The 19412-nt window shown below is 57.0% G+C and carries 14 protein-coding genes; 4 read left to right on the top strand and 10 right to left on the bottom strand.

The window, feature by feature from the left end:
* Window positions 1-75: 75 nt before the first annotated feature.
* The 5 genes from LH19_RS25580 to LH19_RS25560 form a co-directional block, all read right to left on the bottom strand.
* The gene (locus LH19_RS25580) at window positions 76-1557 is read right to left on the bottom strand and encodes an aldehyde dehydrogenase (protein ID WP_054735412.1); all 1482 of its coding nucleotides are present in this window, start codon (window positions 1555-1557) and stop codon (window positions 76-78) included.
* A gap of 66 nt (window positions 1558-1623) precedes the next feature.
* Window positions 1624-2805 (bottom strand): amidohydrolase family protein, encoded by a 1182-nt coding sequence (locus tag LH19_RS25575; RefSeq protein WP_054735409.1) that lies wholly within the window; start codon window positions 2803-2805, stop codon window positions 1624-1626.
* A 303-nt stretch (window positions 2806-3108) separates the two neighbouring features.
* Complete coding sequence (locus LH19_RS28245) at window positions 3109-4224, bottom strand: acyl-CoA dehydrogenase family protein (protein WP_082396401.1); 1116 nt, start codon at window positions 4222-4224, stop codon at window positions 3109-3111.
* Window positions 4221-5447, bottom strand: a complete 1227-nt coding sequence (locus tag LH19_RS25565; protein WP_054734660.1) for an acyl-CoA dehydrogenase family protein — start codon at window positions 5445-5447, stop codon at window positions 4221-4223. The genes LH19_RS28245 and LH19_RS25565 overlap by 4 nt, the downstream gene beginning before the upstream one ends.
* A complete protein-coding gene (locus LH19_RS25560) occupies window positions 5447-6688 on the bottom strand; it encodes a CaiB/BaiF CoA transferase family protein (protein WP_054734657.1) in 1242 nt (413 codons plus the stop codon). The genes LH19_RS25565 and LH19_RS25560 overlap by 1 nt, the downstream gene beginning before the upstream one ends.
* Before the next feature lie 308 nt (window positions 6689-6996).
* Here LH19_RS25560 and LH19_RS25555 point away from each other — a divergent pair, with 308 nt between their 5' ends.
* Window positions 6997-8211: an IS256-like element ISSpma2 family transposase gene (locus tag LH19_RS25555; protein WP_006954973.1), complete on the top strand. Its 1215-nt coding sequence runs from the start codon at window positions 6997-6999 to the stop codon at window positions 8209-8211.
* Here LH19_RS25555 and LH19_RS28240 read toward each other — a convergent pair.
* From LH19_RS28240 to LH19_RS25535, 4 genes are all read right to left on the bottom strand, one after another.
* Window positions 8185-8913: an enoyl-CoA hydratase/isomerase family protein gene (locus LH19_RS28240; RefSeq protein ID WP_082396400.1), complete on the bottom strand. Its 729-nt coding sequence runs from the start codon at window positions 8911-8913 to the stop codon at window positions 8185-8187. The two genes, LH19_RS25555 and LH19_RS28240, sit on opposite strands and share 27 nt — an antisense overlap.
* Before the next feature lie 36 nt (window positions 8914-8949).
* A complete protein-coding gene (locus tag LH19_RS25545; RefSeq protein WP_167346308.1) occupies window positions 8950-9693 on the bottom strand; it encodes an enoyl-CoA hydratase/isomerase family protein in 744 nt (247 codons plus the stop codon).
* Window positions 9694-9733: 40 nt separating this feature from the next.
* Entirely contained in the window at window positions 9734-11989 is a 2256-nt protein-coding gene (locus LH19_RS28235; protein ID WP_158514498.1) for a TonB-dependent receptor, read from the bottom strand.
* A 258-nt stretch (window positions 11990-12247) separates the two neighbouring features.
* The gene (locus LH19_RS25535) at window positions 12248-13150 is read right to left on the bottom strand and encodes a LysR family transcriptional regulator (RefSeq protein WP_145923677.1); all 903 of its coding nucleotides are present in this window, start codon (window positions 13148-13150) and stop codon (window positions 12248-12250) included.
* Between the two features lie 343 nt (window positions 13151-13493).
* Between LH19_RS25535 and LH19_RS25530 the strand changes: the two genes are divergently transcribed.
* Window positions 13494-14708 carry an IS256-like element ISSpma2 family transposase gene (locus tag LH19_RS25530; protein WP_006954973.1) on the top strand — a complete coding sequence of 405 codons (1215 nt, stop codon included), beginning with the start codon at window positions 13494-13496 and terminating at the stop codon, window positions 14706-14708.
* Between the two features lie 261 nt (window positions 14709-14969).
* Entirely contained in the window at window positions 14970-16604 is a 1635-nt protein-coding gene (locus LH19_RS25525) for a GMC family oxidoreductase (protein ID WP_054734639.1), read from the top strand.
* Window positions 16605-16933: 329 nt separating this feature from the next.
* On the opposite strand, the gene LH19_RS25520 is transcribed toward LH19_RS25525, so the two are convergent.
* Entirely contained in the window at window positions 16934-18148 is a 1215-nt protein-coding gene (locus tag LH19_RS25520; protein WP_006954973.1) for an IS256-like element ISSpma2 family transposase, read from the bottom strand.
* Window positions 18149-18333: 185 nt separating this feature from the next.
* On the opposite strand from LH19_RS25520, the gene LH19_RS25515 reads away from it, so the two are divergent.
* The gene (locus tag LH19_RS25515; protein WP_054734637.1) at window positions 18334-19302 is read left to right on the top strand and encodes a cytochrome P450; all 969 of its coding nucleotides are present in this window, start codon (window positions 18334-18336) and stop codon (window positions 19300-19302) included.
* Window positions 19303-19412 lie beyond the last annotated feature (110 nt).

Here is a 19412-nt window from a genome sequence, read left to right as displayed (position 1 = left end):
TCCCGGCTGGTGGAAACCAGGGGGTCACGTCACACCCCTGCTGTGTCGGGACGGCAACCACAGAAGTCCCTGACCCTAAATATCAAGTCCGCGAGGCATGGCATCGAGAATCATCGTCTTAGATTCGAGGAAGGGAAGCAAACCCTCCCTCCCGCCTTCGCGGCCAATTCCGGATTGCTTGAAACCGCCAAAAGCAATGGTAAAATCATTCCGATAGCTGTTGTGGCCAACCGTACCCGATCGAAGTTTACGCCCAAAGCTGTAAGCCCGGTCAATATCGTTCGTGAATACCGATGCATTCAGTCCGTAAATCGTATCATTAGCAATTTTGATCGCATCCCTCTCATCATCGACGGGAATAACACAGAGGACAGGACCAAAAATCTCCTTTTGAGCGATGGCAAGGTTGTTATCGACGTTTGCAAACACGGTTGGTTCGAAATAGAAACCACGATCAAATTGGGGAGGGCGTTTCCCGCCCGCGACTAGCAAGGCGCCGTCCGCCTTCCCCTGTGCAACACAGCTTTCAACGCGTTCGCGCTGACGGCCCGTGGCAAGCGGCCCCATCTGAGAGGCGGCATCGTTGGGATCACCTACTCTAAGCGAACCAAAGGACGCGGCAAGAGCTTCGACAAACGCATCGTGGCGTGATCGGCTGACAATGATGCGAGTGAGCGAGGCGCAAACCTGTCCGGCAAGATAGGGGGCGGCCGCCGCTATCGTCGTAGCAGCGGATTCAAGATCATAATCATCCAAAATAACGCCGGCCGACTTGCCGCCCAATTCCAGCGTACACCGCGCCACGCGGTCACCGCAGATCGAGGCGATACGCCGACCTGCTGCGGTCGATCCGGTAAATGTCACCTTATCAACGCCGCTGTGTCGCACGAGCAGTTCCGAAACCTCCCGGTCGGCGGTCAGGACGTTAACGACCCCTTTCGGTATGCCCACCTTCCCGCAAATCTCGGCGAACAGATAGGCCGATGCCGGAGCTTCTGGAGACGCCTTTAAAACGATGGTGCATCCCGCCAGCAATGCAGGGGCGCATTTGGCGGCAAGCAGGAAGGCAGGCCCGTTCCAGGGAATAATCGCAGCGACCACTCCAACCGGCTCGCGTACGAGCAATCCAACATTGCCTTGCGACGGTGTGTGCCGCTCCACGAATGGAAAAGTCTCCGCCAAGTCGGCATAATATCGGAAAAATGGCCCCAAACCAGCCGAGCCTTGTGACGCATCACTGGCAAGAATACCGGATTCCGATGTCCAGATATGAGCAAGGTCAGTCACCCTGGCGTCGAGTTCGTCCGCGATCGCGTGGAGAAAACCGGCGCGCTGGGAGTGCGACATGCGCGGCCACGGGCCCTCGTCAAAAGCTCTCCGCGCCGCCACAACGGCCCGATCAATATCGCCATTGCCCGCCTCGGCAACGCGAGCGAAGATATTTTCGCTCGCGCTATCGATCACGTCGATCATGCCGGTGCCGGCTGGTTTAACCCAGTCGCCATTTATGAATAGACGATCAGGATGCTCGAGCGGAGCAATCGTTGCAGGGGTTATCACCCATTATCTCCCTTGAGGATGCTGTAGCTTATATCCCTTCGAGACGAGGGATAACGTCAAATGTCAGCCAATGCCGGTCAAGTAAGCGGCGTTTTCAAACATAATCTTGCGGTTTACGGATGGAAGATTATCCGGGCCAATTTCATGCTCGAAGTCGCGGGGATTGAGCATGCCTTCAGGATGCGGCCAATCCGATCCGAAGAGGACGCGATCAGCGCCGATCAATTCGATCGCCTCGTCGATATTGTCTTCCCAAAAAGGTGCGACCCAAACGTTCCGCTTGAACATCTCCACGGGGTCCCCCTTGAAATAGTCGGGGATTAGGAAGCTCGCACGATGCAGCCCCTTTAAAAGGCCGGGAAGAAACTCCGCGCCGTTTTCGATCGACGCGATGTGCAGATTGGGAAAACGTTCGAACAGGCGATCGCAGACGAGTGCTGCGAGATAGTTCATGATGGGGCGTTCATGTCCCACCGAAGCTTGAAGCGGCGATGCCCCCTCGCCGATGATGTTGGGGTCATAGGGCGCATAACGGTCAAGCCCGAAACCGCCCACTTCAGCGACATGCGGTACGAGCACAACGCCGGCTTCTTCGATGCGGGCCCAGATTGGATCGAACATCGGATTGCCCGGCGATTTCCAGCCATCTTTCGTGTAAACTGCGCTGGGCCGTACGACGATCACTTTGGCACCCTTTTCGAGCATCCAGTCGACTTCTCGCACGGCCGCGTCGACGTCGCCCATCGCCAAATATGGGCTGCTGAAAATCCGCCCGGAATGCACGAAGCCCCAGTCATCGAGCAGCCATTCATTGAAGGCATGAAATGCTACCGCTGCAGCAACGGGATCTTCCTGCATCCCTTCCTCATAAGCCATGCCAAGCGTCGGAAGCATCCAGACATATTTGACATCTTGTGCGTCCATTATCTTCAATCGGGCGACAGGGTCACGATAAGATGCCGGAATCGGTTCGCGCTCTGCGAGACACTGGTCGAGCGTTTTTTTTTGCGGGTTTCCGCGAAAATACTCGGTCATGGCGCCCGGCTTGACGATCGGATCGAAAGTCGGATTGTTAACGGTCATATTGATCTTGCCAGCGACAAGAAGTCGCACCTTGCCGCCTACGTCTGCGCGTTGCACGGTGCGCGGCCCCCACCCTTTGGGTAGATGACGTGTAAAGGCATCCACCGGTTCGTAATAATGTTGATCGGCGTCAAACACGACGTCTGCATTTTCTTTGGTCATGACCTTCTCCGAATGACTCATATCGCTTTATTTAATCTGGAAGGCGCAGATATTGTATCGCTACCCCTGATACAGAAGATAGGGACACAGACGCCCAATTGATTTCGGTCTACAATGCAAACGGGCAACGTCCGCACGCCTTCTCTCCTTTGTGCGCGATAGCCGCGTTCGCTGAAGGAACATCGTGCTGCCGCCATGCTTGGCCTAAAAGCTATGTCGCGCCGTGACGCGCGTCAAATATCGTTTATGCAGCGCGCGATAGCCCATCTATATCACTTGCATCCGACAGCGAGAGCAGTTGGCTTATGATGGTCCCCTCAGCATGTCCTCGCTTAGTCTGCCGATATGGAAATCCGCTCCGCCGAACAGGCGGTCTAGGACGGTCATGCGCTTTAGCGCCTGGCCAACGGCACACTCCTCCGTCACGCCCATTGCGCCGTGCAGCTGCACACATTGTTCGATCGCCCAAATGCCCGCATGACCGAGCTGGATTTTGGCAGCGCTGAGAGCGGTGCTGCGCTCCCGCCAACCGCCCGCGGTCGCCGCCGCGAGAATCAAAGAGCGCAACTCCTCGATTGCGATGTAGATATCCGCGAGCCGGTGCCGCAAAACTTGCGATGCGGACAACGGTCGGCCGAATTGCTCGCGTGTGGACAAGTGATTTTTGGTCGCTTCGAGACTCGTTTCCAGGCAGCCCAGCCCCTCGCTCACGGCAAGGAAGGTCGATGACCAGATGGCCTCATCGATTACCTGTTTTGCATCCTCACCACTCAACTGCAGGCGGACAGACGACGGCAGTAAGACGGATTCAAAACATATATCCGCTGCCTGTGTGCCATCGATCAGTCGATAGGCATCGACGGAGATTCCGTGCGAGGCGGCGGGAATAATGAAGACTGCGGGACCGATTTCGTCTGTGGTTGCACTTACGAAAAATGCCTCCGCGTCCCCGCCATAAAGGATCATCCGCTTCGCCCCGGATAGCCGATATCCGTCGCCATGGCGTTCCGCATGGGTGCGAATGGACGCGCCCATGGGATCGAGCGGCGTTTCTTCGCTGGCAAGCGCGATTCTGAGCCTGCCAGACCGAACATCTTGGCTATGGCGTTGAAGCCATGCACCGGATCCATATCGCAACGTGAGAGACGCGGTCGAACCGGAAACCATGAAAGGCGTTGATTGGATTTGCTCTCCCAAAGCGGCGGCGAGCAGCGCCTGATCGACGAACGATCCGCCAAAGCCACCTTCATCGACCGGGTCCAACACAGACAGCCATCCCTGCTGGGCAAATTCAGGCCACAGTTGCCGCCATGGATGGTCGATGGCATTTACCAGGCGCTTGGCCAGCGTGCGAGCAAACGCGCCTGCGCTTTCGTGCAGCATGCGCTGGTCATCGGATAAGTGATTGACGGCACTCATGACAATACCGACTTGGCGATTATGTCTCGCTGCACCTCGTTCGTCCCGGCGGAGATCGACGCCTTCCGGAGAAAGAGATAATTGGGCGTGATCGCATCGAAGCGCGCGTTACTTTCATCCGTCGCGGAATACATTGCCTCGAGATCGTAAGGCAGTGATGCCGTCCCCAAGACTTCCCCGATCAGCCGCGTATAGTCTTGGTGAAGCTCGGTCCCTCGGATCTTGAGCAGCGACGCCTCCGGTCGAACGGTCAGGTCCGGGATATCAAGGACACGCAACGCCGTCGCCTGAAGCGCCTGAAGTCGGACGTCGAGCAGGACAATGCGATCCCTTAGCCGTGAATTTTCTATTGGTCGCCGGCCATCGCGATCAGTGCGTTGCGCCACGTCAAGCAGCCGCCGGCGTAAGGTGACTGCAAACCCGGGACTGGAAACGAGAATGCGTTCATGGCCGATGTTCGACTTTAAAATGTCCCAAGCGCACCCTTCCTCGCCAATCAGATTCCCTTCCGGGACAAAGACATCGTCGAAAAACAGCTGATTGAGGACGTGCAGACCATCAAGCGTGATAATTGGTCGGATATCGATCCCCGGACTAGCCATATCGACGGCGAACATCGATATGCCGTCCTGCTTCTTGCCCCTCACGTCGGTCCGCGCCAAGAGCAGGCACTTGTCGGACCAGTGGGCCTGCGTCGTCCATATCTTTGTGCCATCAATGCGATAACCGCCGTCGACCCGCGTTGCCCGGCACTTTAACGATGCAAGGTCCGAACCGGCCCCCGGTTCTGAAAATCCCTGACACCATATGTCGGACCCATCCAGAATCCGGGGTAGATACTGCCGCTGTTGCGCTTCGTTGCCATATGCGATCAGCACCGGTCCCACGGTGATAAGCCCCATGGGAATGAGGGGCGGCGCGCCCAGAAGCGCCAGTTCGGTTTCAAAGGCCCAGCGCGTGGAGATATCCCATCCGGTACCCCCAAACGCCACCGGCCAACCCGGCGCGATCCATCCCTTTTCGAAAAGTGCGCGGTGCCACGCGAGCAGTTCGTCCTTCGAAGCCGGCTTGCCGAGTAATATGCGGCGCGCCAGTGCTTCGGGGACGTGGTCGCCGACGAAACGCCGCACCTCGCTTCGGAATTCCTGCAGATCCTGATCGGAAGATATATCGGCCACTGCCCCGCCCTCAAGCACTTGCCCGTCGTAGAGCGCGCCCATCATCAAACGACCCCGGCCGCTTTCAATTTTTCAAGTTCGGCGGCGCCCAATCCAACTTCGGCAAGCACCTCAGCGGTATGTTCGCCAAGCGCGGGGGCCGGACGGACGGTCTCATATCGCTGACCCTCAACCATTGCGGGCCAGCCAGGCATCGCGAACTTGCCGACCGCAGGATGGTCCTTGATCTCGAATGCATCACGCTCCTTCAAGTGGGGATCGTCGAGCACTTCCATTTTGCTGTTCGTGGGAACAATCGGAATGTCGTGAAGGCAGGCAATATCTACCCACTCCTGAGCTGTCTTAGTCAAGAACACGTCTCTCAAAGTGTATATCAACTGAGGATCACTGCCGAAAAACTCGATCGGCAGAGTCATGTCGTGCTGGCCCATCAGATCTTCCCGACCAATTGCCTTGCACAGATTAACCCAGAATTTCGGTTCGATAGCGCCCAGTTGGATGTTCTTTCCATCTTTGCACTTATAGTGGCTATATTTTGGCCGCTCGTGCGGGGACGTACCGAACGGAGGCGGTGGCTGCCGACGGTCATAAATCTTGTCATAATTCCACTGAACCACGGCATCCGTTTGCTGCAACGCGATGACGGCATCGCACGCTGCGGTATCGATAAACACGCCCTCGCCCGTGCGCTTTCGATGTTCGAGAGCCGCGAGAGCAGTCATCGCCGCATAGATTGCGGCGACCAACGGGCCGTCCAACGAGCCACCGAAATACTGCGGAAAATCGCCTCCTCCGAGTTGTTCCCACATCAACCCTTCATCGTCCTCCTTCAATGCGACGCCGCCGCCGACCGATTGAAACTGATAGCCGTGGCCGGGAATTTTGCCGTATTTTCCGCGTCGGCCGAACCCATTGGCCTGACAATAAATAATGTCGGGCTTGACCTTGCATTGCTCTTGATACCCGATCCCCAGCTTATCGCAGGCATCGGAGGCAAAGCCATCGATAAAGATGTCGGCGGTCTTCAATAAATCGAAGAATATCGCGCGCCCGCGGTCGTCGCGAAGATTCAATTCAACACTTCGCTTGTTGCGGTTGCAAACGAGATGAAAGGGGCTGTTTTCGGGTGCCATCAGTCCACCGAGAACACGCAGGTAATCGCCTTGGCCGGGACGCTCGATCTTTATCACGTCGGCGCCGAGATCACCAAGCAGTCTGCTGGTATTATCGCCCGTTGGCAGCCACGCGCATTCGATAACACGTATTCCGCTGAGTAAACTTATCACTTGGTCTCTCCTATGTTCGCCGGCTCTGGAAAATCGTCCAAGAGTCCATGTTCCTATTCGGGTTCGCAATATCCGGCGGCATGCATCCCCAAGCCCTGGATCGACATGCTGTGATTCAAATCCTCCCGAAAAGATTTTCGCAGTCTCAAGCGTTAGCGTCCGCGCTCGTGGTGTAATTTCCGGTGTAGGCGATGGTGTATTCCGGGGTGGGGCATGCCCCACCCCGGAATGCGGCGTCGCTGGTGGCCACCGGGTTCATCGTTATGGTGGAGTTTGCACACTTCAACCGTGACGAAGAGGAGTTCCCGATGACCGAGGACAGATTACTGATCGAAGAGCTTGCTGCGAAGGGCGGCCAACCGGATTTTTTGCGCACCATCGCCGAGAACGTGCTGCAGCTGATCATGGAGGCCGACGTTGATGGCCTGATCGGCGCGGGTCGCCACGAACGCAGCAGCGAGCGCGCGACCTGGCGCAACGGCTATCGCGACCGTTCGCTGGATACCCGGGTAGGCACGCTGAACCTGAAAATCCCCAAGCTGCGTGCTGGGTCCTACTTTCCGGGCTTCCTTGAGCCCCGCAAGATGGTCGAGAAAGCGCTGGTTGCGGTGATCCAGGAAGCGTGGATCGGCGGGGTCAGCACCCGGCGGGTCGATGAACTCGTCCAGGCCATGGGCATGACCGGCATCTCCAAGTCCACCGTCTCCAAGCTTTGCAAGGACATTGACGAGCGCGTCCATGCCTTTCTGAAACGCCCGCTCACCGGCGAATGGCCGTATCTCTGGCTCGATGCCACCTATCTCAAGGTACGCGAAGGCGGGCGGATCATCAGCGTTGCCGCAATAATCGCCATGGCCGTCAACACCGAGGGCCGGCGCGAGATCGTCGGCCTGCATATCGGCCCCTCGGAAGCGGAGGTCTTCTGGTCCGACTTCCTGAAGGACCTTGTTCGGCGCGGTCTTACCGGCGTGAAGCTGGTCATCTCCGATGCTCACGAGGGCCTCAAGGGCGCGATCACCCGCGTCATGGGCGCCACCTGGCAGCGCTGCCGGGTGCACTTCATGCGCAATGCCCTGTCCTATGTGCCCAAGGGCCAGAACACTGTCGTCGCCGCCGCGATCCGCCAGGTCTTCCTGCAGCCCGATCAGAAAAGCGCAACGCAGGTCTGGCGACAGGTCGCCGACCAGTTGCGCACCCGTTGGCCCAAGCTCGGCGCCTGCATGGACGAGGCCGAAACCGACGTGCTCGCCTACACCGGCTTTCCCACCCAGCACCGCACGAAGTTACACTCAACCAATCCGCTCGAGCGGCTCAACAAGGAGGTCAAGCGCCGCGCCGACGTCGTCGGAATCTTCCCGAACGAAGACAGCATCATCCGCCTCGTCGGGGCTGTGCTGATGGAGCAGAACGACGAGTGGCAGCTCCAGCACCGATACATGCAGATCGAAGGCATGGCCGAACTCAACCAACCCATGATCGAGGAGGAAAATCAGCCCCTACACATCACCGCCAAAGCCGCCTGACGATGGCCCACGGCCACAGCCGAAATTACACCACCTTGACGGACGCGACCGTCTCAAGCGAAGCGCTGCCTTGGTATATGACAGCAACGATCCGGCGCGCGGGGATAGATCGGCAGCAATCTGTCTTGCTCGAGGAAGCAGGTGGTCGCGGTCATGAATTTCGTGCACCGCGCCAAATTTTTTCGCGTCTTGAGCCCCAAGTTTTTCGCCAGTCAGCAAGAAATAACCCGCGCGCGACGCACCGAGTATCTCGCCCCATATGAGCTGGACGCCATCGCCAGGCGCAACATTCATCCGGAAGTGATTGCTGTCCGAAAACACCGCCTCGTGACACGCCAGCACGATATCGGCCGATACGGGCAAATCAGAACGAACCGTCGCGGGACCGTTGACCGCGGCAATTACGATCTTGTTAAAATCGATCCACGCATTGAGAAGGCGCTGTTCCAATGCCCAGATGTTTCGCCAACCCAGGCCGTGAAAGCCCTTTGCCTCCAGCCTATTGCAAAAAGCGACCTGTGAGCCGGTCAGTATCACCACATTGAAGTCCGCAGAGCGTTCGGCCCATGCCAGAAAAACAATCAGTTCACGCACGACCTCTGCGGCCCATATCAATGATTCTTGGTTGGAGTGCAGGCGAACTTCAGCGACTCCGCCGGAAACGGCGACTTCGATATGGGCCCAGTCAGGCTTGTCACTCACGCACGCCTCCGCACTCGCCGCATTGCGAGATGGCCACTAATCGACCTCCTTGCCGGACATGCCAGCCGCGTACATGGCAAGGCCTTCGATCGACATCCCGTGGCTGAGCATTTGCTGAAATCCGTGCCGGTCGCGTAAGCGTAGCGCCGCCTTAGTATATGTAATGAGCCACTCTGGCCTTCTCGCGAATTGTGCAGCCATCTTACGCGCGCGCGGCATCAGCGCATTTTTTTTGTGGATTTCGTGAACGCAACCCAGTCGCCGCGCTTCTTCAGCCATAATCCGCTCTTCCATCAGATAGAAATAGCCGACACGGGCTTCGCCTAGCCGGCTCGCCATAACCAATTGCGCACCATCGCCAGGAACCATCCCGCGCGGAAAATGACCGAGTTCCGCGAATTCGGTATCCGGAGAGGCAAGCACGATATCCGCCAGCATTGGAATTTCCGGATGATAATGCACCGGCCCGTTGACCGCCGCGATCACGATAATGTTCAAATTCATCAGCGCGCCGAGCATCCGCTGCTGCCCTGCCCAGACATCGCGCCATTTTAGCTCATTAAAATCAAAGGTGACGCTATCCGCGCAAAAGGTTTCCCCGACGCCGGTTAAAATCAGAACCTTGATGGCGGATTGGGCCGACAGTGCTTCGAAAAGCTGAGTCAGTTCGAATCCCGCGCGGCCATTCCAGATGAGCGCGGCCCCATCGGTGTGTAGCACGGCTTCCATTACACCGTCAGATTCGCTGACTCTGATCGTCCTGTAGTTCGCTATGCTCATCGAAAGGGCCGCCTCGTCGCTGGAAATAGTGCGTTCGTACTTAGAATTCCGCCGACGCACGAAGTCCATATGTGATTGGCGGAGCAACCGTCTGGAAGAGCCCAAAACCAGCGGATGTGACGTTGATGCTCGAATATTTCAGGTCGGTCGCGTTGTTGATGTAGAAACCGAGCCGGTAACTTCTGATTCCGCTGCCGTTGAGTTCGCGCTCGATATAGCCCGACAGGTTAATTATGGCATAGCCTCCCGTCCGCGAATATTGAAGCGGGCCTTGCGCGCCTGGGAAGAAATCATAGCCCGACGTATAACGCGTGAGAGCATTCAAATGCGCATCGAAGCCACCGCCGATGGGGCCGTGGAGTTCAAATCCCACTGAGCCCGTGAAGGAAGGCGCCCGCGGCAGCCGGGTTCCTGTAAGATCGGCACGCGAGCTGACGAGTCCACCGGTAACAGGATCGATTACGGCGATCGCAGCATTGGGATACGAAGTATATTCCGTATGCAGGTAGCCCGCGACGCCAAAGAGCTTGAGCCAGTTGGTTGGTTCAAAGTTTGCATCAATTTCCGCGCCATACCCCTCGGCGCCAGCCGCGTTCTCCAGAACATTTGCACCTGTTGAAATATCGATGATCGATACCTGTATATCTCTGTAATTATAGTAGAAAGCTGCTAGGTTAAGCCGCAGACGACGATCGTCCGAGACGAATTTGGCTCCGACCTCAAAGCTGTCAATTTTTTCAGCGTTTACAGGATCTTCAGACACAAATACCGGGGTGTTGTACCCGAATTCCTTATATCCCCGGTTCCAGCTCGCATAAACATTGACGGCGTCGAAGTCATAACTGGCAACAACCCGCGGCGTGAAAACAGACTCCTTACCATGACTCGAAAACGAGGAAGGAGAACCTGGCGGCGCGAATGCCAACAATGCATTGGGCGCCACATTCGCAGAGAAATCGCGGCTATCGATCGTATATCGACCGCCCAGCGTAATCTTTAGTCGCTCTATCGGGGTCAGGTAGATCTCACCAAACGCCGAAAAAGATTCAGTTTTGACATAATTCTCGACCGTCAGATCGGTCAGCCCGCCAAAGGCGATACCAGACAACTCGGCTTCGTGAAACGCGTCATCGTTAAAATAATAAATGCCAGACAGAAAGTTTACTGGCCCATCAAATGTCGACGAAATCTGCAAATCTTCAGACCAGGTCTTTCCCCCTTGGTTCGTTCCATAGTTGTATAGGGCAAATGTGGATGAAAGACCCGTATCTACGGTATTATACGCTCGATCATTCCTGTACGACGTGGTGCTTGTTATATCGAAATTACTACCGGTGTAGCTAAGGCGCAAGTTAAAGGAATCGGCGCGTAGGCGACTTGGCGTCGCCCCATCATTTAGCGCAACTTCGTAGAAGCCTCTTACAGGATTGAGATCGGCCCCCGGGATGGGAATGGCGCAGGAACCGCATAGAGGTGCATCGGCGCGTTCTGCTTGAGCACCGTCATATGCCTTTTGCCGGACATATTCATACGACAGGAGGGCGGAAAAATCTGGCGTCGCCTGCCAAAGCAGTTTTGCACGGAGCGTTGTCCCGGACCGTCCCCCCCATTTCGCTCCGTCGACCACATTGGTGATATAGCCGTCGTCTCCGAATTTTAGTGCCCCAAGCCGGATGGCAACATTGTCTCCCAAGGGCGCATTAAGCACGAGTTCGCCGCGGTACTGGTCAAACCGTCCATATTCCCCCAAAGCATGTCCAGAAAACGAACCGAGTTCGGGGTTGGCCGTCTGATAAAGGATCGTGCCTCCGGTCGCGTTTCGCCCGTAGAGAGTGCCTTGCGCGCCCTTGAGGACCTGAACGGAAGTATCGAAAAGATTCGTTGTCTGCCCGTAGCCGCGCTCGATATAAGCGCCATCGATGTAACTGGACACTGCGCTTTCCAGGCCAGGGAGCGGATTGGATGTGCCAACTCCACGAATATACGGCTGGGTGAACCCATAGCCACTTTCGAATGTCAGGCCGGGCGTAACAATCTGAATATCCTGAACCGTGACAATGCCTAGGTCATGAGCCTGCTCTGCTCCAACCGCGGTAATAGAGATCGGCACATCTTGAAGATTTTCCGACCGACGCTGTGCCGTTACAACTATTTCGGAATTTGATCCGGCGGGCACTTCGTCATCGGCCGTGGCGTCGGTTGCTGCGGCCTGAGCGCAGGCGGGGGGAGCAAACATCAGCGCAACCGATATGGCAGCAAGACCAATGCCGGAAAGCTGCCGCTGTAAGATACGCATAAAAATCCCCTCCATTTTTCATAGCCGGATCGTTATGTCCGGTTGTTGATAAGCGCGAGCAGATGCCAGTCGCACGATCGGGATCCTGAAAGGGGTTCCAGCGACAACATGGCGCCTGACACTGCACGACAGTCAATCGTGATCAATGACGGTGATTTAATGCGATGGCAGAGCCACCGCCGTCCAATATAAAAGATGGGGAAATCGATACATCAGCGATATCGTCTACGAGCGGTTCATCACCCTATGGACGGGCTGCTATCCACTATTTTGCTGCAAAACCTCGATTGCCACGCCCGCAAAATTTGCCGTTAGCGGCCGCCCCTGTCCTTCACGAACAGCCATCGCAAAGCCGAGTTCAATGGGCGAACCTTTACAGGTTAGATCGACAAAATTCAGACGGTCGGGACTGGAGCGACGAACGATCGATGGAACGAGTGCTGCCCCCAGCCCGCATTCAACAAGAGATAGCATGGTATGTATATGAGACGCCTCTTCCACCACGACGGGAGCGATTCCGATTGCACTGAAATTGATGTCGATCATCGTACGCACCCAAGGCTCTGTCGTTCTGCTCCACAGGATCATGGCTTGATTCGCCAGATCCTCCAGTTTGATTTCCGACCGCTCCGCAAACGCGTGGCCATAGGGCAATGCCAGTACAAGTCGATCAACACTAAGGGGTGTTAATATGAGGCCAGTCACGTCAAATAGCGGCGTTCGCAAAAGCCCGGCGTCCAGGTCACCGCTCAGCAGCCCCGCAACGATTTCCGCAGAGACTTGTTCGCTAAGCTTGAGAGTCACATTTGGGAAAAGCGCACGAAATCTCGGAATGAGGCTCGGAATGAGATTGAAAGTTGCCGATCCCACGAATCCCAACCTTAGCAAACCGCGGGTTCCGCCCAATGATTCTTTGGCAAACAGCCTGATATTGTCCGCGACACGCACGACCTCTTGAGCCTGTTCTACTACCAACGCCCCTTCTGTTGTAAGCGTTACGCCCCGAGAATGCCGCTCAATCAGCTGTACGCCGAGCTCCTCTTCAAGGCGGCGAATGGACACGGACAACGGCGGCTGCGACATATGAAGCGCTTCGGCAGCGCGATGGAAATTCTGATATTCTGCCAACGCTAGAAGCTGGCGAAGCTGACGTAACTCCACGACCAACCCAATCCTAAAATAAATGAATAAACAGTATGATAGACGGTGCAATCTTGCGGCAAGAATAGCGCGGCGTGGCGCTCGAGCCTGCCAAAGGCTACACAATATCAGCCAAAAGCGATATGCCAAAAATATCGCATTCCGCAGAATGGATATTGGACCTGCGGCCCCTTACACCCGATTTTGGTTAGCGTCCGCGCTCGTGGTGTAATTTCCGGTGTAGGCGATGGTGTATTCCGGGGTGGGGCATGCCCCACCCCGGAATGCGGCGTCGCTGGTGGCCACCGGGTTCATCGTTATGGTGGAGTTTGCACACTTCAACCGTGACGAAGAGGAGTTCCCGATGACCGAGGACAGATTACTGATCGAAGAGCTTGCTGCGAAGGGCGGCCAACCGGATTTTTTGCGCACCATCGCCGAGAACGTGCTGCAGCTGATCATGGAGGCCGACGTTGATGGCCTGATCGGCGCGGGTCGCCACGAACGCAGCAGCGAGCGCGCGACCTGGCGCAACGGCTATCGCGACCGTTCGCTGGATACCCGGGTAGGCACGCTGAACCTGAAAATCCCCAAGCTGCGTGCTGGGTCCTACTTTCCGGGCTTCCTTGAGCCCCGCAAGATGGTCGAGAAAGCGCTGGTTGCGGTGATCCAGGAAGCGTGGATCGGCGGGGTCAGCACCCGGCGGGTCGATGAACTCGTCCAGGCCATGGGCATGACCGGCATCTCCAAGTCCACCGTCTCCAAGCTTTGCAAGGACATTGACGAGCGCGTCCATGCCTTTCTGAAACGCCCGCTCACCGGCGAATGGCCGTATCTCTGGCTCGATGCCACCTATCTCAAGGTACGCGAAGGCGGGCGGATCATCAGCGTTGCCGCAATAATCGCCATGGCCGTCAACACCGAGGGCCGGCGCGAGATCGTCGGCCTGCATATCGGCCCCTCGGAAGCGGAGGTCTTCTGGTCCGACTTCCTGAAGGACCTTGTTCGGCGCGGTCTTACCGGCGTGAAGCTGGTCATCTCCGATGCTCACGAGGGCCTCAAGGGCGCGATCACCCGCGTCATGGGCGCCACCTGGCAGCGCTGCCGGGTGCACTTCATGCGCAATGCCCTGTCCTATGTGCCCAAGGGCCAGAACACTGTCGTCGCCGCCGCGATCCGCCAGGTCTTCCTGCAGCCCGATCAGAAAAGCGCAACGCAGGTCTGGCGACAGGTCGCCGACCAGTTGCGCACCCGTTGGCCCAAGCTCGGCGCCTGCATGGACGAGGCCGAAACCGACGTGCTCGCCTACACCGGCTTTCCCACCCAGCACCGCACGAAGTTACACTCAACCAATCCGCTCGAGCGGCTCAACAAGGAGGTCAAGCGCCGCGCCGACGTCGTCGGAATCTTCCCGAACGAAGACAGCATCATCCGCCTCGTCGGGGCTGTGCTGATGGAGCAGAACGACGAGTGGCAGCTCCAGCACCGATACATGCAGATCGAAGGCATGGCCGAACTCAACCAACCCATGATCGAGGAGGAAAATCAGCCCCTACACATCACCGCCAAAGCCGCCTGACGATGGCCCACGGCCACAGCCGAAATTACACCACCTTGACGGACGCGACCCGATTTTGAGTGCTCCAGATCGACTCACGCCGAAGTCGTCGTAGGAGGGATGTTTTGAAGGGACTCGCCATAACTCCGCCCTTGGATGGGCAAGGACCCAACGTGCCGTTGCAGCCAATATCCGAACAATGTCGCCGGTACGCGATCGTCAACGCCATCTATATCTGCCATCCCAACGGCGCTCAACCCGCGCACGAAGGATAACGGCGAAATGTCAGATCGTTACGACTATGTGGTGGTGGGCGGAGGATCGTCCGGTGCCGTTATCGCCAGCCGACTTTCCGCCGCAGGCGCAAGCGTTCTTCTTTTGGAGGCCGGCGGCACCGATCGACGACTCGATGTTATCGTACCCGGCCTGCTTGCGGGGGCGTATAAATCCGCCAACTGGAAATACCCTACCGAACCCGATCCAAGCCGCACCAACACGCCGGAGGTTCAGATGGCAGGGAAACTCATGGGCGGCGGCGGGTCAATTAATTCCTGTGTTTTCATTCGCGGCAACCGCGCAGATTATGATCATTGGGCCGCGCTTGGTTGTGACGGCTGGGACTATGCTTCGGTCCTGCCAAGCTTTCGCCGAATGGAAACATGGCAGGGCGGCGCCAATGAGTTCCGTGGCGGAGACGGGCCGATCAGCGTCGGCGAACAAACCGACCGAGGCACCGCAAACTCCGCATTTTACGCAGCAGCGCAGCAAGCAGGCTATCCGATAGCAGATGATTATAACGGCGATAGCCAGCATGGGATAAGTTGGGTTCAACTCAATCATCGTAAGGGCAAGAGATCGCAATCATCGCGGGAATTTGTTTCGCGTATTGCGTCCAAGACATTTCTAAAAATTATCACGGGTGCGGTTGCACGCCGCGTCATCATCGAATCTGATCGCGCCGTTGGCGTGGAATACCGTTGTGCAGGCGAAATCAAAATTGCCCGGGCCGATGTCGAGGTGATTTTGAGCGCGGGTGCTTATGGCTCTCCCAAGCTTTTGATGCTGTCCGGCATCGGGCCAAGGCGTTCGCTTGAGAGCTTCGGAATTGAAGTGAAAGCCGACAGCCCAGGCGTCGGTCAAAATCTGCAGGATCATCCGGCGTCAATGATGCGATGGCGCGCGAAGGGCGTCCGGACGATGAACAAAATGGGATTGACCGATGCGGTCAAAGGCCTGGGTCAGTATTTGTTCAAAGGAACGGGATTTCTGGCCATGACGGCGGTCCCGGTTCAGGTGTTGGCTCAATCCGATGGCGGTACCGCACACCCAAATCTTCAGCTTTGCTTCGCGCCGTTCGCGCTGTCGCGCGAGCCGGACGAGAACGGCATGTTTGATGTCAAGCTGACCAAGGAGCAAGGCTTTTACACATCATCCATTCTGCTGCATCCGCGAACCAGGGGTAGCGTCACTTTGAGAAGTGCAAATCCCGATGATTTTCCGGTTATCAGCCACCAATTCTATACGCATCCGGATGATCTGCGCGACATCATGATTGGGATGGACGAGATCAAGCGTATCATGGCGCAGCCGGCGATGGCGGCCATCACGGATGGCATGATGCTACCTGAAGCAGGACTTAATACCGCTGAAGACTGGAAGCAGTACACGCGCATGATCACCCATTCCGCACATCATCCGGTAGGCACCTGCAAAATGGGCACCGATGATATGGCGGTGCTCGATCCACAGCTGCGCGTGAGAGGCATTCGAGGCTTGCGCGTATGCGACGCCTCGATCATGCCCGTCATACCTTCTGGCAATACGAATGCTCCGTCGATGATGATCGGAGAACGCGGGGCCGAACTGATTTTTCGAGATAGCAATGCCATCGCTAGCGAAAAACAGATAGCCGCCTGAACAACCAGCTTTGCCCTTAGCACTCGCATTCATATTCGAAAAGGACCGACGTTCCGATGTCTGAAGGAAATATGCACAAAGGCCATCAAGTCGATTTGCATTTTGAAAATTATGCGTCCGAGCATGTCGATAACTACACTGAACACGTCAATCAGATCAGGGAAACCTGCCCCGTCGCGTGGACCGATGGACACTGGAGTCCCAAGGATACCGGTTTTTGGCTGTTGACCCGCTATGACGACGTCCGACGGGCGGCAATGAACTATCGCCAGTTTTCCAGGTCGCGTCCGTCAAGGTGGTGTAATTTCGGCTGTGGCCGTGGGCCATCGTCAGGCGGCTTTGGCGGTGATGTGTAGGGGCTGATTTTCCTCCTCGATCATGGGTTGGTTGAGTTCGGCCATGCCTTCGATCTGCATGTATCGGTGCTGGAGCTGCCACTCGTCGTTCTGCTCCATCAGCACAGCCCCGACGAGGCGGATGATGCTGTCTTCGTTCGGGAAGATTCCGACGACGTCGGCGCGGCGCTTGACCTCCTTGTTGAGCCGCTCGAGCGGATTGGTTGAGTGTAACTTCGTGCGGTGCTGGGTGGGAAAGCCGGTGTAGGCGAGCACGTCGGTTTCGGCCTCGTCCATGCAGGCGCCGAGCTTGGGCCAACGGGTGCGCAACTGGTCGGCGACCTGTCGCCAGACCTGCGTTGCGCTTTTCTGATCGGGCTGCAGGAAGACCTGGCGGATCGCGGCGGCGACGACAGTGTTCTGGCCCTTGGGCACATAGGACAGGGCATTGCGCATGAAGTGCACCCGGCAGCGCTGCCAGGTGGCGCCCATGACGCGGGTGATCGCGCCCTTGAGGCCCTCGTGAGCATCGGAGATGACCAGCTTCACGCCGGTAAGACCGCGCCGAACAAGGTCCTTCAGGAAGTCGGACCAGAAGACCTCCGCTTCCGAGGGGCCGATATGCAGGCCGACGATCTCGCGCCGGCCCTCGGTGTTGACGGCCATGGCGATTATTGCGGCAACGCTGATGATCCGCCCGCCTTCGCGTACCTTGAGATAGGTGGCATCGAGCCAGAGATACGGCCATTCGCCGGTGAGCGGGCGTTTCAGAAAGGCATGGACGCGCTCGTCAATGTCCTTGCAAAGCTTGGAGACGGTGGACTTGGAGATGCCGGTCATGCCCATGGCCTGGACGAGTTCATCGACCCGCCGGGTGCTGACCCCGCCGATCCACGCTTCCTGGATCACCGCAACCAGCGCTTTCTCGACCATCTTGCGGGGCTCAAGGAAGCCCGGAAAGTAGGACCCAGCACGCAGCTTGGGGATTTTCAGGTTCAGCGTGCCTACCCGGGTATCCAGCGAACGGTCGCGATAGCCGTTGCGCCAGGTCGCGCGCTCGCTGCTGCGTTCGTGGCGACCCGCGCCGATCAGGCCATCAACGTCGGCCTCCATGATCAGCTGCAGCACGTTCTCGGCGATGGTGCGCAAAAAATCCGGTTGGCCGCCCTTCGCAGCAAGCTCTTCGATCAGTAATCTGTCCTCGGTCATCGGGAACTCCTCTTCGTCACGGTTGAAGTGTGCAAACTCCACCATAACGATGAACCCGGTGGCCACCAGCGACGCCGCATTCCGGGGTGGGGCATGCCCCACCCCGGAATACACCATCGCCTACACCGGAAATTACACCACGAGCGCGGACGCTAACGTTTTCCACAGCACAGGGTGCAAATCCCATGCAGCAGGATCTCGATGTTTTCCGGATGGTTCCGCTTGAGACGGACCCGCCGATTCATACGAAAATTCGCTCTGTGTTGACGCCCTTCTTCGTTCCAAGCGCCCTTGATCCGCTGGACGATGCTATCCGCAAAATCACGGTCGATCTTATCGACGAATGCGTCCGCAACAGCCCTGTCGACTTTGCCACGCAATTCTCGATCATCCTGCCCTCGCGCGTTTTTTTCGAGATCATTCTGGGAGAAGATCCAAAAGAAATCCAATGGATCGTCGATCTGACACAAGTGCTTATCACTGATCCCGCCACAGCCGAGCAAGGCGCACCCAAACTGCTTCAATGGTGTGCAGATACGCTCGAGGGCCGCCGGAAACGAGGTCAAACGGAGGATCTGATAGGCGTCGTTGCGCATATGGGTAATGGTCCCGAGCTATTCCTCGAAGAGCGCGAGCGTATCGAGATACTAAATCTTCTTATCTTGGCGGGTATGGAAACCACTGCCAACGGAATAAGTTCGGTGGTCCATACGTTCGCGACCAACCCGGACGCCCGAGCGGAATTGCGGGATGCCGATCCACAACGCATCGATAAAGTTGTCGATGAGTTTCTGCGCTATGCCTCCCCGGTAACATCGGCAGGCCGAACGCTGGTATCCAATGATGAATCATTTGGATGCCCGATGCAGAAGGGCGAACGCGTGACTTTGAGCTGGACCGCGGCCAACCATGATCCGGCAACCTTTCCCAACCCCGACGTGCTCGACTTGAATCGCAACGCGAGCCAACATTTGGCTTTCGGCGTCGGGCATCATAAATGCCTCGGTATGCATCTCGCCAAACGGGAGATGCGGATCGCCATTCAAGAACTGCGGAAGCTCAAAATTTTCGAATTGGTCGAAAATACCAGGATCCGGTACCGATCCGGCCCCCAGCAGGGGATCATTTCGCTGCCTATCCATTGCGCTCGATAACACCACCGCGTTTTTACCGGACAGTTACGGCGCGGATAAATTGCGCCGCATCATAAAAGCAAATCCTGTCGAAGTATGCGGCGCTTTCGTGTGACAAATTATATCAAATA

Source organism: Sphingopyxis macrogoltabida, assembly GCF_001314325.1.
GTDB lineage: Bacteria > Pseudomonadota > Alphaproteobacteria > Sphingomonadales > Sphingomonadaceae > Sphingopyxis > Sphingopyxis macrogoltabida.
Note: the sequence above shows the minus strand (reverse complement) of the source record. Positions and strands in the feature narration are given on the sequence as shown.

Bases quoted from the DNA above. Each gene is read 5' to 3' on its own strand.
- LH19_RS25515 (WP_054734637.1), top strand. From the start codon at position 18,334: ATGCAGCAGGATCTCGATGTTTTCCGGATGGTTCCGCTTGAGACGGAC.
- LH19_RS25525 (WP_054734639.1), top strand. From the start codon at position 14,970: ATGTCAGATCGTTACGACTATGTGGTGGTGGGCGGAGGATCGTCCGGT.
- LH19_RS25575 (WP_054735409.1), bottom strand. From the start codon at position 2,805: ATGACCAAAGAAAATGCAGACGTCGTGTTTGACGCCGATCAACATTAT.
- LH19_RS25520 (WP_006954973.1), bottom strand. From the start codon at position 18,148: ATGACCGAGGACAGATTACTGATCGAAGAGCTTGCTGCGAAGGGCGGC.
- LH19_RS28245 (WP_082396401.1), bottom strand. From the start codon at position 4,224: ATGAGTGCCGTCAATCACTTATCCGATGACCAGCGCATGCTGCACGAA.
- LH19_RS25565 (WP_054734660.1), bottom strand. From the start codon at position 5,447: ATGATGGGCGCGCTCTACGACGGGCAAGTGCTTGAGGGCGGGGCAGTG.
- LH19_RS25555 (WP_006954973.1), top strand. From the start codon at position 6,997: ATGACCGAGGACAGATTACTGATCGAAGAGCTTGCTGCGAAGGGCGGC.
- LH19_RS25545 (WP_167346308.1), bottom strand. From the start codon at position 9,693: ATGAGCATAGCGAACTACAGGACGATCAGAGTCAGCGAATCTGACGGT.
- LH19_RS25530 (WP_006954973.1), top strand. From the start codon at position 13,494: ATGACCGAGGACAGATTACTGATCGAAGAGCTTGCTGCGAAGGGCGGC.
- LH19_RS28235 (WP_158514498.1), bottom strand. From the start codon at position 11,989: ATGCGTATCTTACAGCGGCAGCTTTCCGGCATTGGTCTTGCTGCCATA.